The sequence below is a fragment of the Acinetobacter sp. YK3 genome (assembly GCF_001729365.1).
In the GTDB taxonomy this organism is placed as follows: Bacteria; Pseudomonadota; Gammaproteobacteria; order Pseudomonadales; family Moraxellaceae; genus Acinetobacter; species Acinetobacter vivianii.
The window spans coordinates 1-13,588 of record NZ_LZPJ01000020.1 but is presented as its reverse complement, the minus strand read 5'-3'; the positions used below and the strand labels follow the sequence as shown (position 1 = coordinate 13,588).

Below are 13,588 nucleotides of genomic sequence, written 5' to 3'. Positions count from 1 at the left end.
ATCAATAGCTTATAATAAAAAAATTATTTTTCTAAAATAGTTGAAGACAGCTAAATGTACGTAGCTTAAATTTATTTTATTGAAATTTAAAGAAAAATTATTCAATATTTTTTATGAGATTTATGTTGTTTTTTAGATTTATAAAACTATTTAAATCAACAAGTTAAATTTATTGTTTTTTTGTTGTGAGTAATTTGTTAGTTTGAGTGAAAATGGTGGAAATATGGAAATTTTAAATGAAAAGTGGTGCTTTAATATAAGCTATTTATGTAGTATGAAAAAAATAGTGTAAAAATATAAGCTCTAAAAGAGCAGTCAAATTAAAAGTGATTGTAATTTTTAAGGGGTAATTTTTTTACATCTATTAATTCCAACAATTTAATGTAAAAAGGTTTAAGCCATGAAAAAGACTTTTTATTATTTATCGGCAATTGCTATAGGATTATTTTCGCTTAATACAGCAAATGCCGCTACAGCAACTGGTACATTGACTGTGAGAGCGACAGTAACAAATAGCTGTGTTCTAAATACCTCTGCCACAGGTACGACTTCAAATGCGGTCTTAGACTTTGGGACATTAAGTTCACTTGCAAGTAATGTAGACGCAGATACTACAACCACAGGTGGCACTCCAATCAGAGTACTTTGTAACAACACCGTACCTTGGACTTTGTCATTTGATGGTGGTCAGAATGTTTTATCTACTCAACGTCGTATGATTGGTGGTGCAACCACGACAGAATATATTCCTTATAACCTTTTCTCGGACACAGGGCGTGCAACAGCAATTGGTATTGCAACAACTGCATACAGTGGAACAGGAACAGGTAATGTTCAAACAGTTAACGTCTATGGCCGTATTCCAGCGGGAACGACTTTACCAAGTGCTGGAAGTTATTTAGATACAGTGACAGTAACTGTAACTTATTAATTTATATATAATAAATACTGTTAGCCCTTTTTAAGGGCTAATGCTTTAAAAGATTTAATTGAGCAAGTCATGAAAAAAAATATTTTTATTATTACGAGTTTATTCTTATCTTTATCAAGTGCTTTGAGCGCAGCTACAATTCGAATTTCACCTGTGAATGTAGAATTATTGAATAACCAGAGTGCTTCTTCGATTAGTTTATTTAACCAGTCCAGTGAAAGTACGGATTTGCAAATTCGTGTGTTTGAATGGACGCAGAAAGATGGACATGATCAATTAATTCCTACAGATGAGATCGCGATAAGCCCGCCATTTTTAAAATTAAAGCCTAATGATTCTTATAACTTACGTGTAGTCAGAATTAATCCGACAGAGATTTCTGGTGAAAAAACTTATCGTATTATTATTGATGAGTTACCAAAACCAGTTGATAGCCGTAAAGCGGCTCAAGGAATAAATGTATTACTTCGCTCATCATTACCTGTTTTTGTAGTAGATAAAGATGCGATTGCGAAACTGAATTGGAAAATTGATTCCAATCAGAAGGATACTTCTTTAAATATTAGTAATATTGGAAACCGACATGCGCTTTTGAATAATTTAACGCTTGTTGATACGACAGCAGGAAAAAGTTATCCGATTAGAGTAAATACCGTGAATGGTTATATTCTTGGGCAGCAGAGTCGACGTTACGCGATTAATAATTTTACATATCAGCCAAATCATAAATACAGTGTATCTCTGACAGTTAATGGTAAGAAAACAACACTTTAAGAGGCTTATATGAAATACATTATAGGTGTCTTATGTGTTGCATATTTTCCTGCATATTCTGTTGCTGAGCAACTTCAAGATCATACCAACACAACGACTCCTCGTGTCCCTGATGCTATAAATAGCAACAATACATATGTGCAAGCGAAGAGGAGTGGAAAGGAACAAGATCTTAACTTTACTCAGCTTTTTTTAAATATTTCTATTAATGCAAATGCTTCAGAAGACTTGGTTGCTGTCAAACAATCTAAAGATGGCAAGTTATATATCCGTGCCCGTGACTTAAAAGCTTTAAGGCTGAAAATGAATGGGCAGCACCCTGACACCGATTGGGTATGTATTAACGATCTAAAGGGCATCCAGTTTAAATATCTGGAGAAAGAGCAGGCTCTAAATTTAAATATTCCACCAAGCATGTTAACGGGCTATGCAGTTGACTTAAATGGCCAGCAGCTCACGAGTCCGCATTTATTAAAGATGAAGCCTTTAAACGCAGCTATTCTCAACTATAGCGTGTATAACAGCATAATCAACGATGAAAATACTTTTTCAGGTTCGGCTGAGGGGATTTTTAACAGTGCCCTCGGCAACTTTTCGTCAGGTGTTTTATATAACGGAAGTAATGAGAATAGTTATAACCATGAAAAATGGGTGCGATTGGAAAGTAAGTGGCAATATGTTGATCCCGAAAAAATCAGGTTATATACCTTAGGCGATTTTATTTCCAATAGTCCCGATTGGGGTAGTAGTGTACGTCTTGCTGGTTTCCAGTGGTCGAGTGCCTATACCCAACGTAGTGATATTGTCACCTCGGCACTCCCACAATTTTCTGGCTCGGCTGCCTTGCCTTCGACTCTTGATTTATACGTCAACCAGCAAAAGATTTATTCTGGGCTGGTTCCATCGGGACCATTTGATATCAAACAGCTTCCTTTTATTTCAGGAAATGAAGTCACGCTGGTGACAACGGATACAACTGGGCAACAGAGTATTACCAAAAAGCCTTATTATTTTTCCTCCAAGATTTTAGCAAAAGGCATTAATGAGTTTTCAGTAGACGTGGGAATTCCACGTTATAACTATGGGCTGTACTCAAACGATTATGATGACGCCACTTTTGCTTCTGGTGCCATTCGATATGGCTTCAGTAACTCACTTACTCTAAGCGGTGGGGCGGAAGCTTCAACAGATGGACTATCGAATCTCGGTACAGGATTTGCCAAGAATGTTTTTGGCGTTGGAGTGATTAATGCAGATATTGCAGCGAGCCAGTATAAAGATGAAAACGGCTATTCTGCCTTGTTGGGTTTAGAAGGGCGTATCAGTAAGAATATTTCATTTAATACCAGTTACCGCAAAGTATTTGATAACTATTTTGACCTAGCCCGCGTCTCTCAAGTCAGATATTTAAAAGATAACAACATCAATGCCGAGACACAAAACTATCTAAGCTATAGCGCATTAGCGGATGAAATTTTCAGGGCAGGAATTAACTATAATTTTTATGCAGGATATGGGGCTTATCTGGGGTATAACCAGATCAAATATAGCGAAAACTCCTACAAATTACTGTCTGCTAACATAAGCGGGAGTATTAACAAGAATTGGGGATTTTATACCTCCGCTTATAAGGATTATGAAAATAATAAAGACTATGGCATTTACTTTGCCCTGCGATATACACCGTCTAGCAAACTTAATGCGATTACAAGTGTGTCAAGTGATAGTGGCAGGTTGAGTTACCGCCAAGAAATATTTGGATTATCAGAACCGAAAATTGGTTCATTTGGATGGGGCGGCTATGTTGAACGAGATCAGGATGCGAAAGAAAATAACGCTTCGCTCTATGCTTCTTACCGAGCCCGTGCAGCCTACCTGACAGGACGCTATAACCGATTTGGAGATAACGATCAGGTGACACTTTCAGCGACAGGTTCACTGGTTGCAGCAGCTGGACGCATCTTTGCAGCCAACGAAATTGGAGATGGTTACGCAGTTGTAACCAATGCTGGATCGCGAAGCCAGATATTGAATGGTGGGGTTAATTTAGGTTTTACTGATAATGCTGGAAGATTTCTGATTCCTAGCCTAATGCCTTATCAAGAAAACCATATTTATTTAGATCCATCCTATCTTCCTTTGAATTGGAATGTTAAAGCGACAGAACAAAAAACTGTGGTCGGCTATCGTCAAGGAACCTTAGTTGACTTTGGCGCTCATCAAGTTATTTCCGGTTTAGTGAAACTTGTTGATCAAAACAACTCATCGTTATTGCCAGGTTATACGGTTCAAATTAATGGGCAGCAGGAGGGTATGGTAGGTTATGACGGTGAAGTATTTATTCAAAACTTATTAAAACAAAACAAACTTGAAGTTGATCTTCTGGATCACGGCTCATGCCAAGTTGACTTTACTTATAACAGTAATCAGTACTCAACTAAGAAATTGGGACCTTATGTATGTCGATAAATATTTTTGATAAGACTCAAATAGAGAACTACAAGAAATTCTCCATGTTTTTTAAATATTTAACTGGTATTTTCTTATTTTATCTTGTTTACGCATTTTTTAGCCCAGCACATGCTGCTTGTACTGTAAGTGGAACCACCAATAATACTTTTACTTATACCGCTGCAAATATTAATAGTGATGCAACTGTAAACCTTTCAGGAACCATTACTTGCACAACCTTAGGAATTCCTCAGGTTTCTGCTTATATGTGTATGAAAACCGTTTTTACAGGAATAACGAATAGCCATAACAATGTTTCACTCCCTTATACCGTAGCAGGAACAGTAGGGGGAGCAGGTTCTACTACAACAAATCAAACATCTAATGTCTGGTATGGCCCAGTTAGAACTGTCGCTTCCAACAATATTATTAATTACTCAGTGAATGTGAAAGTGCCTGCCCGAACAGGATCGCTTATCGCATATCCGCCAGGGACATATACTGCTACGGTTCGGTTATATTGGGATATGGATGCTTTGGGCCTAATGTGTGGTGACTTGATTGGTGGCTGGGATTCAGGCGATACACTACTCACAGCTAACTTTGTGGTCCCAAGTATGTGCCAATTAAACTCAACTTCAAATGTTGATTTTGGCAATATTAGTGATATTCGTACCACAAAAAGAGACTACACAACTCAAGGAGCTGTGAATACGACTTGTAATTTTGGAACGCCGTACAGTATTTATTTAGGAGATGGTAATAACCGTATAACTGGTGGATTCAGGCGCATGACGAACGGTAATAATGAATTTATTCCTTATCAGCTCTATAAAGACTCTAACTATAGTACTGTATGGGATGCTACAGGAGGTGTAACCAATGTTGGAGGAGCAGGAGGAGTTTCTAAAACTGGTACAGGTAGCGCTCAAAGTACACCAGTTTATGGAAAAATTCCGCAAGGCACAACTATTTCAAGTACTCCAGGAAACTACTCAGATAGCGTGGTTGTTACTGTCACGTATTAAGTGATCTAGAATAGCTTTAATATAATATGTGAGTATATTTTATACATTTCAAAAAATGACTCTGAATTTTTATAGATTTAGGGCTTTTTTTATAAATTAAAAACAAGCTTGGGTACACCGACAATAGAGTCGATAGGAAAAGGGGAAATGAATAAGAGACCCGTGAAGCTGTTGTGTTTTTGTAGTTTAATTTTTGATTTTAATGAAAAAATTATAAATCTTGCCTGTTGTGAACTATTTCCCCTGTAAAATATTAATGTCGTAGCTTAATTCTCCTGTTATAAGGATGTGAACAGATTCTACGATAACGTCTTGGAATTGTGTTTTTTTATAAAGACTCAAGCGCACTAAAAAGCGCTGTGAGGATAGCGAAATTAATGAAAAATTTTATTTTAAAGAGTGTAGCTGTAATTTTTGCAGTCTTTTCTACACATACGATGGCTGCTGATTTTGTTGCAGGTAAAGATTATACGGTTGTACAAAATCCAGAAAAAACGTCCGTGCCCGATAAAATCGAGGTACGTGAATTCTTTTGGTATGGGTGTACCTATTGTTTTAAATTAGAACCACATATGCAAACGTGGTTAAAGAAAATTCCAAATGACATCTATTTTCTTCGTACACCAGCAGCAATGACTCCCATGTGGGAACAAGGTGCACGTGCATATTATGTGAGTGAGGCCTTAGGGGTACGTAAGCGTACACATTTACCATTATTCCATGCTAATTTTTCAGGCAACCAAAAAGTTTTGCAGAAGGATGCTTTTGCTAAGTTCTTTACAAAATATGGTGTGCCTGAGAAAAAATTTAATACCATGTTTGATTCTTTTGCAATCACTGCAAAAATTGCCGAATCTAATCAATTGGCCCGTAAATACCAACTCACAGGTGTTCCAGCGGTCGTGGTAAATGGCAAATATATTGTGCAGGGCGGTGATGAAAAAGTGGTTCAGGTCATTGAATATCTAGTAGATAAAGAACGCAAAAAGAAATAATTTTTACGTTTTCTTGCTGACATTATTTTGATTTGCAGACACCCATCAGAAAGTTTGATTTAACGTGGTCGAGGTCTGTTGACTTTAGTTTTTTTAACATGGAAAGGATGCTTGACCCCGTTCGAGATTGGTGCTAATTTAATCAATAAGGAAGTCATATACTATTTGGGATTTAAGAGAAATCTTGCCTAAATGCAAAAAGATATGATGACCTGAATACACAGCTAACAACGAACGAAACAATTTAGATTGTTTTTAAAAATGTTCAAGGTTGTAGAAAAGCCCGTTAATCGGGCTTTTTTAATGTCTATCTTTTTTAAAGCATAGACTCGGGATATAGTTGTTTCTAAAGATTGGCAGGGTACTCAAGATTTCTAATGCTGCTATTTATTATTGTATTTATTGTCATTGGCTTGATTTTATTCATTTTCTTGATAAAGAAAACACGTGCTAGGCAAGCTTCTTCTGATTCGAGCCATTCATATTCGCCAACACCTTATATCAATGATTCATCTCAACCTAATGATTCCAGACATACAGATCACTGTAGTATAAGCGACAGTAGTAGTTCGGATTCGGGTAGTTGTGATGGTGGGGGAAGTAGTGATTAAAAAGCTCGTACCCCCGAGGGAGGAGTACGAGTTAAACTGGGGCTTAAGGTAGATCAAACCAAATCATCTGACTGTCTTGTAGTGCGGTAATGGTTGCTGTTTCATCAAATAGCAAGGCATCACCAGCTTTTACTAAATGATCTGCAATCATCACTTCACCTGAAATGACATGCACATAGTTCACTTTTTTCTTTGCTGTAATCTCTAGATGTTGATTCTTTTCAATCACTGCAGTTTTTACTTCAGCATTTTGACGAATCGACATTGGCGCAGATTTATCACCTGCAATCAAGTGCCATTGGTTTGGATGGTCTTTTGGATTGAGCTGAATTTGCTGATAGGTTGGTTCAGCATCTTGTACATTCGGTTGAATCCAGATCTGTAATAGATGCACCGCTTTATCGTGCTTGTTCATTTCACTGTGGGTCACGCCTGTACCCGCACTCATCAATTGCCATTCACCTGCATTGATCTGGCCTTCATTGCCCATGCTGTCTTTATGGGAAATGGTGCCATCCAGTACACAGGTCAGGATTTCCATGTTGTCATGGGGATGAGTCCCAAAACCATTATGTGCAGCAACCGTATCGTCGTTAATTACGCGAAGGGCACTGACACCCATGTATTTCGGGTTATACCAGCTACCAAATGAAAAGCTATGATAGGTGTCTAACCAGCCAGCTTTGACATGACCACGATTTTCACTGCGATGTAGATAAGCATTCATCTTTCATCTCCCAAATTATTATGTTCTGCTTGATGCTTATATTATCGATTCATAATAGGGATAAATAGTCTTTTAATGCGACGTGTTGTTCCATAAATGGAATGATTGAAAGCGTGTATTTTTTGATGTCCATAAAAAAGGCTGAATTAAATATTCAGCCTTTGCAGAATTTGATACCAGTGTATCAAACGCTTATTTTGATTTGTTTTCCAACTGTGGAATCGCAGAGCCTTGACCTACAGAAAGTAGACCAGTTTCTGTGTAGATACCAAGTTTTGCACGTGTATCTGTGATATCAAGGTTACGCATCGTTAACTGACCGATACGATCCATCGGGGTAAACATCGAATCACCTTTCTCCATCGTTAAACGCTCAGCTTCATAAGTGAGGTTAGGAGATTCAGTGTTCATGATGGTGTAATCATTACCACGACGTAATTCGAGTGTCACAGTACCTGTAATTGCCTTAGCAACCCAACGTTGTGAAGTTTCACGAAGCATGAGCGCTTGTGAATCGAACCAGCGACCTTGGTAAAGTAAACGGCCTAAACGTAAACCGTTAATGCGGTATTGTTCAATCGTATCTTCGTTATGAATACCCGTAACTAAACGCTCATAAGCGATATGTAACAAAGCCATACCCGGTGCTTCATAAATACCGCGAGATTTCGCTTCGATGATACGGTTTTCGATTTGGTCAGACATACCTAAACCATGACGACCACCGATACGGTTTGCTTCTAAAATGAATTCAACTGGATCTTCGATACGTTGACCATTTAATGCAACTGGCATACCTTCTTCAAAAGTAATGCTCACTTCTTCTGGTTGAATTTCAACTTCTTCTTTCCAGAACGCAACACCCATGATCGGATCTACGATTTTAATACCAGCATTTAAGTATTCTAAATCTTTTGCTTCGTGCGTCGCACCCAACATATTTGAGTCAGTTGAATACGCTTTTTCTTTTGACATTTTATAGTCAAAGCCGTTGTCGATCAGGAATTGCGACATTTCGGCACGACCGCCTAACTCATCAATAAACTGTTGGTCTAACCAAGGCTTATAGATTTTGAGAGCAGGGTTGGTCAATAAACCATAACGATAGAAACGTTCAATATCGTTACCTTTATAAGTCGAGCCGTCACCCCAAATGTTGACGTCATCTTCTTTCATTGCGGTAACAAGCATGGTACCTGTCACTGCACGACCTAAAGGTGTGGTATTGAAATAAGGAACACCACCCGTGCTGATATGGAATGCACCACACTGAATTGCTGCAATACCTTCAAGCGCAAGTTGTAAACGACAATCGATTAATCGAGCTTTGACTGCGCCGTACTGTTCAGCTTTCTTTGGAATAGCATCATAGTCATCTTCATCAGGTTGACCCAGATTTGCAGTATATGCATAAGGCTCTGCGCCTTTCTGTTTCATCCATAATAAAGCTGCTGAAGTGTCTAAACCACCAGAGAAGGCAATCCCAACTTTTTTACCTACTGGTACATTCTGCAAGATCGTTGCATTATCAGTCATTGCTAGTCCTAACTATTTCGAAATAGGCACCCTAATACATCGGTGACCAAAGAGAATTTATACGTCCCGTACTATATCACTTTTCAAATCGATTTTTTTTGTGTTAGGAAAGGAATTCTTTTTTTTTCATTTGAAAAATAGATTAACATCAGAAAAATATAAAGTTTTACGATAAGTATTCACCAGAAGGCATTATCTCTTGATGAGCTTTCATAAACCCAGAGGGAGTGAGAAAAAGATTGTAATACTTATCGTTAATATTCAAAGTGAATCATTTAGACCAATAAATTGCTTCTCGATCGGTGTAAAGACATGGTCATTGCGTGCAATCAGGTATAAGCCAATGTCCCGATATTGTTCAGGGGTTTCCCGATAATATTGAATTTTGTATTTCTCGATCAAAGACTTGGCGATCATCGAAATGCCCATACCCAACTGGGTAAAGTGAATTAAAGCTTCATGATCGTAAATATGAGTGAGTTCACCTTTGGTGAGATTGTAGTCTGTATAGATGCTATCTAAAGTTGTGGCATAGCAGCATTGTTCAGAGGCCAGTAAGATATTTTGGTGATTCAGACATTCCTCAAGATTGTCATGGTTAATCATATTTTTGCCAATAATCACCAGTTGATCATCCGCCTTTTTTATATATTGCAGATTCTTTTGTTTGGGATGACCCAGTGCATAAGCCATATCCAGATTGCCCGCTAGAATTTCATCTTCTATATAGCCCGTAGAGCCAGTTTTCATGGTGATGGATAGCTCTGGATAAGCTTCATATAATTTGCTAAATGAAGGATGAAAACGCATCCCGCCGAGACTGGTATTGGTTCCAAAACGTAAGACACTTTCTTGTTGATAGATTTTATTTTCAGTTTCTTCCCAAGTGAACATCATCTTTTTGTATTGGGTGTACAAATTCATGCCTGATTCAGTCAACTCAACACCTTTGGGTTTACGAATAAATAACTGGCGTTTGTAATGATTTTCAATTTTCTTGATTTTTGCAGTCATATTGGATTGTAAATAGTTGAGCTTATGCGCCGCCGCTGTAATGCTCTTAAGCTCGGCCACAGTGACAAAAGATCGGATATCATTAATATCAATATTCACGGCAATTCCTCAATCAATCCAGCTCATCTATTCCAACAGATAAAAATCAAAAAGCAGAGGTCGCTGAATAGGCATCAAAAAAAATGATGTATCTATTAAAACATAGCATTATTCATGATGTCATTTATTTTATACACTAACATGACTTTCCAAGGGTTGAGTACAACACGTGAATATTCGAGTCGTTAGCGCAATCGCGTTGTTATGTTTGGTCTGGGGCTCTTTATGGGGCTTGGTCAAACATAGTTTGCAGGTATTTCCACCATTCCTGTTTATCTCTACGCGTTTGATTCTGGCTGCATTGACCTTAATGGTTGTACAACGAATTTTGAAGAAATCGATTTTGCCCAAACAGGCTGAATGGAAACCGCTCATCATTTTAAGCTTGCTGATTTGTCTTGGTTTCTATGCAACGCAAACTTTTGCTATGCAATTTGTAGATTCGGGATTATCGGCAGTGCTGGTATTTACCATGCCTATTTTTATTGGTGTGCTGGCACATTATTTCTTAAATGAGCGTTTGAATAGCCAAAAAGGCATCGGACTTATTTTAGGGACGCTGGGACTGATCGCTATTCTTTGGCCGCAACTTCAGCATATCCATATGAATACCTCATTGCTTGGGCAAATCTTGTTAATTGGTTCTGGTTTCTTCTGGGCCTTATCAACAGTGTTTATCAAAAAGAATTTTGCCAGCTATGACAAAATCAAGCTGACCATTTGGCAACTATTGCTAGGTGGAGCTGTTATTTTTGTCGGTGCTTTAGCTTTTGAACCTGTAGATGTCCAAGTGTGGCTTAATCCTTTAAATGAATCGGCCTTATTTTATATTGCGGTGATCGGAACGGGATTTGCGTTTGTATTGTGGAACTGGATCGTGAGTCAGGTGGATACTTTTATTGCCTCAATCTCGATCATGTGTATTCCAATTCTCAGCTTGTTGTTTGGTTCTTTGATCTGGCATGAACCTTTAACGCTGAATATTCTGATTGGTGCGGCATTTATTTGTTTGGGGATTGTGATGAGTTCGCTTAAAGTGAAAAAGCCAAAAAGTCATTTGGCCTATTCAGGTAATCAACAGCATTAAGCTTTCATTTTCAATATCAGAACAGCAGTCAGTTAAATGGCTGCTTTTTTTATACGTTTGCCTTGGAGAATATTTAAAGGGTTTCAGCTAAATTGACACTTTCAACCATTAAAATTCGATTTACAGTCATCCCAAATCAATAAAAAAGTATTAAAGTACTATGCAACAAGTTGCAAAGCCAAAATTAAAGAAGGAATACCATGACTAGCTATGCAAATATCTTAAAGCCATTACATTTGGGTTTTACTACAATTAAAAACCGTGTCGTGATGGGCTCAATGCATTCAGGTTTAGAAGATCGTTTTTTTAATTATCCTAAACTTGCAGCTTATTTTGGTGAGCGTGCAAAGGGCGGTGTTGGCTTAATCATTACTGGGGGGATTTCTCCAAACCGTCAAGGCTGGTTGTTACCTGCAGGCGGTACGATGAATAGTCTGGCAGATATTCCGCATCATCGTCTGGTCACGCATGCAGTACATAAACATGGTGCAAAGATTCTCATGCAGATTTTGCACTCTGGGCGTTATGGTTATCATCCTTTTTCGGTATCTTCTTCTCCAATTCAGGCACCGATTAATCCATTTAAACCGCGTCAAATGTCTGATTCGCAAATTTTGGCAACCATTGACGATTATGCACGTTGCGCAAGTCTGGCCAAAAAAGCAGGCTATGATGGCGTAGAAATCATGGGCTCAGAAGGCTATTTGATTAATCAATTCTTGAGTAGCCATGTGAATAAACGTACCGATCGTTGGGGCGGCGATATTGAAAACCGTATGCGTTTTCCTGTAGAAATCGTTAAGGCAATCCGTGCCAAAGTTGGTGAAAAATTTATTATCGCATTCCGCTTATCATTGCTGGATCTAGTGCATGATGGCAATACCATGCAAGAAGTGATTGTGGTTGCCAAGGCATTAGAAAAAGCTGGGATTACCTTGTTAAATACAGGTATTGGCTGGCATGAAGCGCGTGTACCTACGATTGTAACCTCTGTGCCGCGTGCAGCATTTGTCGACTATACAGCTGCTGTGAAACAGCATGTATCGGTTCCTGTGATTGCATCGAATCGTATCAATATGCCTGATGTTGCTGAAGAAATTATTGCTTCAGGCAAGGCCGATATGGTGCAAATGGCGCGTCCATTCTTGGCTGATCCGTATTGGGTCAATAAAACAGCCACCAATCGTGTCGATGAAATTAATACCTGTATTGCTTGTAATCAGGCGTGTTTAGACCATGCTTTTAAAAACCAGCGTGTCACTTGTCTCGTCAATCCACAAGCATGTTTTGAAACGGAACTGGTTTATATCAAAACCAAGAAACCAAAACGCATTGCAGTCGTTGGCGGTGGTGTGGCAGGCATGTCGGCTGCGACTGTAGCTGCAAGCCGTGGTCACGCCGTCACTTTGTTTGAAGCAAATGAGGATGTCGGTGGTCAGTTTAATTTGGCAAAAGTGGTTCCTGGTAAAGAAGAGTTTCATGAAACCATTCGTTATTTTAAAGTGCAATTGAAACAGACTGGTGTTGATGTACGTTTAAATACACGGATTAGTCGTGAACAGTTAGAGCGAGAAGGCTTTGATGAAGTTGTAGTGGCAACTGGTGTGGTACCACGTGCCTTAAAGATTCAAGGTAGCACAGCACCACAAGTCCTGTCTTATGCAGAGGTTTTGCGTGGTGCAGAAGTAGGACATAAAGTTGCTGTGATCGGTGCAGGTGGTATTGGCTTTGATGTTTCAGAGTTTCTGTTAAAACCTCCACATCAACCTCAGCCACAACCTTTAGCCGAGTGGCAGCGTGAATGGGGCGTTGATCCAGATCCTGATTATGTTTCAGAAGGTGGGATGCAGCGTCCAGAAGTTGAAATGCCAGTTCGTCAAATCTATTTGCTACAACGCAAAACCACACCATTAGGTATCGGCTTAGGTAAAACCTCAGGCTGGGTACATCGCGCGCAACTTAAAAAACATGCCGTGCGTATGCTACGTGGTGTGCAATATAAAGCAGTCACCGATGAAGGGTTATGGGTTGAACATAATGGGCATGATCAATTGTTGCGCGTAGATACCATTGTGGTCTGTGCAGGACAAGAATCGGTCAAAGATTTGATGCCGAAAGAAGGTGAAAGTACTTTAGCAAACTATCATATTATTGGTGGAGCGAAGCTTGCAGCAGAGCTTGATGCGAAGCGTGCGATTCGAGATGGTGCTGAATTAGCCGCTAAACTGTAAAATTGATGAAACAATATGCATTTGAATACATTGCAGTTAAATTTCTCTTGTATAAACAGGGCAAGCTTTGTATTCTTACGCACATGGAAGCGTGGCAGAGCGGT

10 protein-coding genes are annotated in these 13,588 nt (G+C 38.8%); 7 read left to right on the top strand and 3 right to left on the bottom strand.

Annotated elements, in window-relative coordinates:
• Positions 1-400: 400 nt before the first annotated feature.
• The 5 genes from A9Z07_RS02735 to A9Z07_RS02715 all read left to right on the top strand — a co-directional run bounded on the left by A9Z07_RS02735 (position 401) and on the right by A9Z07_RS02715 (position 6,179).
• Positions 401-931 carry a spore coat U domain-containing protein gene (locus tag A9Z07_RS02735; protein ID WP_062848197.1) on the top strand — a complete coding sequence of 177 codons (531 nt, stop codon included), beginning with the start codon at positions 401-403 and terminating at the stop codon, positions 929-931.
• A gap of 69 nt (positions 932-1,000) precedes the next feature.
• Entirely contained in the window at positions 1,001-1,705 is a 705-nt protein-coding gene (locus tag A9Z07_RS02730; RefSeq protein WP_069576670.1) for a molecular chaperone, read from the top strand.
• A 9-nt stretch (positions 1,706-1,714) separates the two neighbouring features.
• Entirely contained in the window at positions 1,715-4,174 is a 2,460-nt protein-coding gene (locus A9Z07_RS02725; RefSeq protein ID WP_069576668.1) for a fimbria/pilus outer membrane usher protein, read from the top strand.
• Positions 4,165-5,184, top strand: coding sequence for a spore coat U domain-containing protein (locus tag A9Z07_RS02720; protein ID WP_069576666.1), 1,020 nt, complete (start codon positions 4,165-4,167; stop codon positions 5,182-5,184). Before A9Z07_RS02725 ends, A9Z07_RS02720 begins: the two co-directional genes overlap by 10 nt.
• Before the next feature lie 377 nt (positions 5,185-5,561).
• The gene (locus A9Z07_RS02715; protein WP_069576664.1) at positions 5,562-6,179 is read left to right on the top strand and encodes a thiol:disulfide interchange protein DsbA/DsbL; all 618 of its coding nucleotides are present in this window, start codon (positions 5,562-5,564) and stop codon (positions 6,177-6,179) included.
• 654 nt (positions 6,180-6,833) lie between these two features.
• On the opposite strand, the gene A9Z07_RS02710 is transcribed toward A9Z07_RS02715, so the two are convergent.
• The 3 genes from A9Z07_RS02710 to A9Z07_RS02700 form a co-directional block, all read right to left on the bottom strand.
• Positions 6,834-7,517, bottom strand: a complete 684-nt coding sequence (locus A9Z07_RS02710) for a pirin family protein (RefSeq protein WP_069576662.1) — start codon at positions 7,515-7,517, stop codon at positions 6,834-6,836.
• A 192-nt stretch (positions 7,518-7,709) separates the two neighbouring features.
• On the bottom strand, positions 7,710-9,053 hold the full coding sequence (gene argG, locus A9Z07_RS02705; RefSeq protein ID WP_004770443.1) for an argininosuccinate synthase: 1,344 nt from the start codon (positions 9,051-9,053) through the stop codon (positions 7,710-7,712).
• Positions 9,054-9,314: 261 nt separating this feature from the next.
• The gene (locus tag A9Z07_RS02700) at positions 9,315-10,166 is read right to left on the bottom strand and encodes a LysR family transcriptional regulator (RefSeq protein ID WP_062847297.1); all 852 of its coding nucleotides are present in this window, start codon (positions 10,164-10,166) and stop codon (positions 9,315-9,317) included.
• 169 nt (positions 10,167-10,335) lie between these two features.
• Here A9Z07_RS02700 and A9Z07_RS02695 point away from each other — a divergent pair, with 169 nt between their 5' ends.
• Complete coding sequence (locus A9Z07_RS02695) at positions 10,336-11,253, top strand: DMT family transporter (protein WP_062847298.1); 918 nt, start codon at positions 10,336-10,338, stop codon at positions 11,251-11,253.
• A gap of 200 nt (positions 11,254-11,453) precedes the next feature.
• Positions 11,454-13,484, top strand: a complete 2,031-nt coding sequence (locus A9Z07_RS02690; RefSeq protein ID WP_069576660.1) for an NADPH-dependent 2,4-dienoyl-CoA reductase — start codon at positions 11,454-11,456, stop codon at positions 13,482-13,484.
• Positions 13,485-13,588: the final 104 nt, after the last annotated feature.

Bases quoted from the DNA above. Each gene is read 5' to 3' on its own strand.
- argG (WP_004770443.1), bottom strand. From the start codon at position 9,053: ATGACTGATAATGCAACGATCTTGCAGAATGTACCAGTAGGTAAAAAA.
- A9Z07_RS02720 (WP_069576666.1), top strand. From the start codon at position 4,165: ATGTCGATAAATATTTTTGATAAGACTCAAATAGAGAACTACAAGAAA.
- A9Z07_RS02715 (WP_069576664.1), top strand. From the start codon at position 5,562: ATGAAAAATTTTATTTTAAAGAGTGTAGCTGTAATTTTTGCAGTCTTT.
- A9Z07_RS02735 (WP_062848197.1), top strand. From the start codon at position 401: ATGAAAAAGACTTTTTATTATTTATCGGCAATTGCTATAGGATTATTT.
- A9Z07_RS02690 (WP_069576660.1), top strand. From the start codon at position 11,454: ATGACTAGCTATGCAAATATCTTAAAGCCATTACATTTGGGTTTTACT.
- A9Z07_RS02725 (WP_069576668.1), top strand. From the start codon at position 1,715: ATGAAATACATTATAGGTGTCTTATGTGTTGCATATTTTCCTGCATAT.
- A9Z07_RS02730 (WP_069576670.1), top strand. From the start codon at position 1,001: ATGAAAAAAAATATTTTTATTATTACGAGTTTATTCTTATCTTTATCA.
- A9Z07_RS02710 (WP_069576662.1), bottom strand. From the start codon at position 7,517: ATGAATGCTTATCTACATCGCAGTGAAAATCGTGGTCATGTCAAAGCT.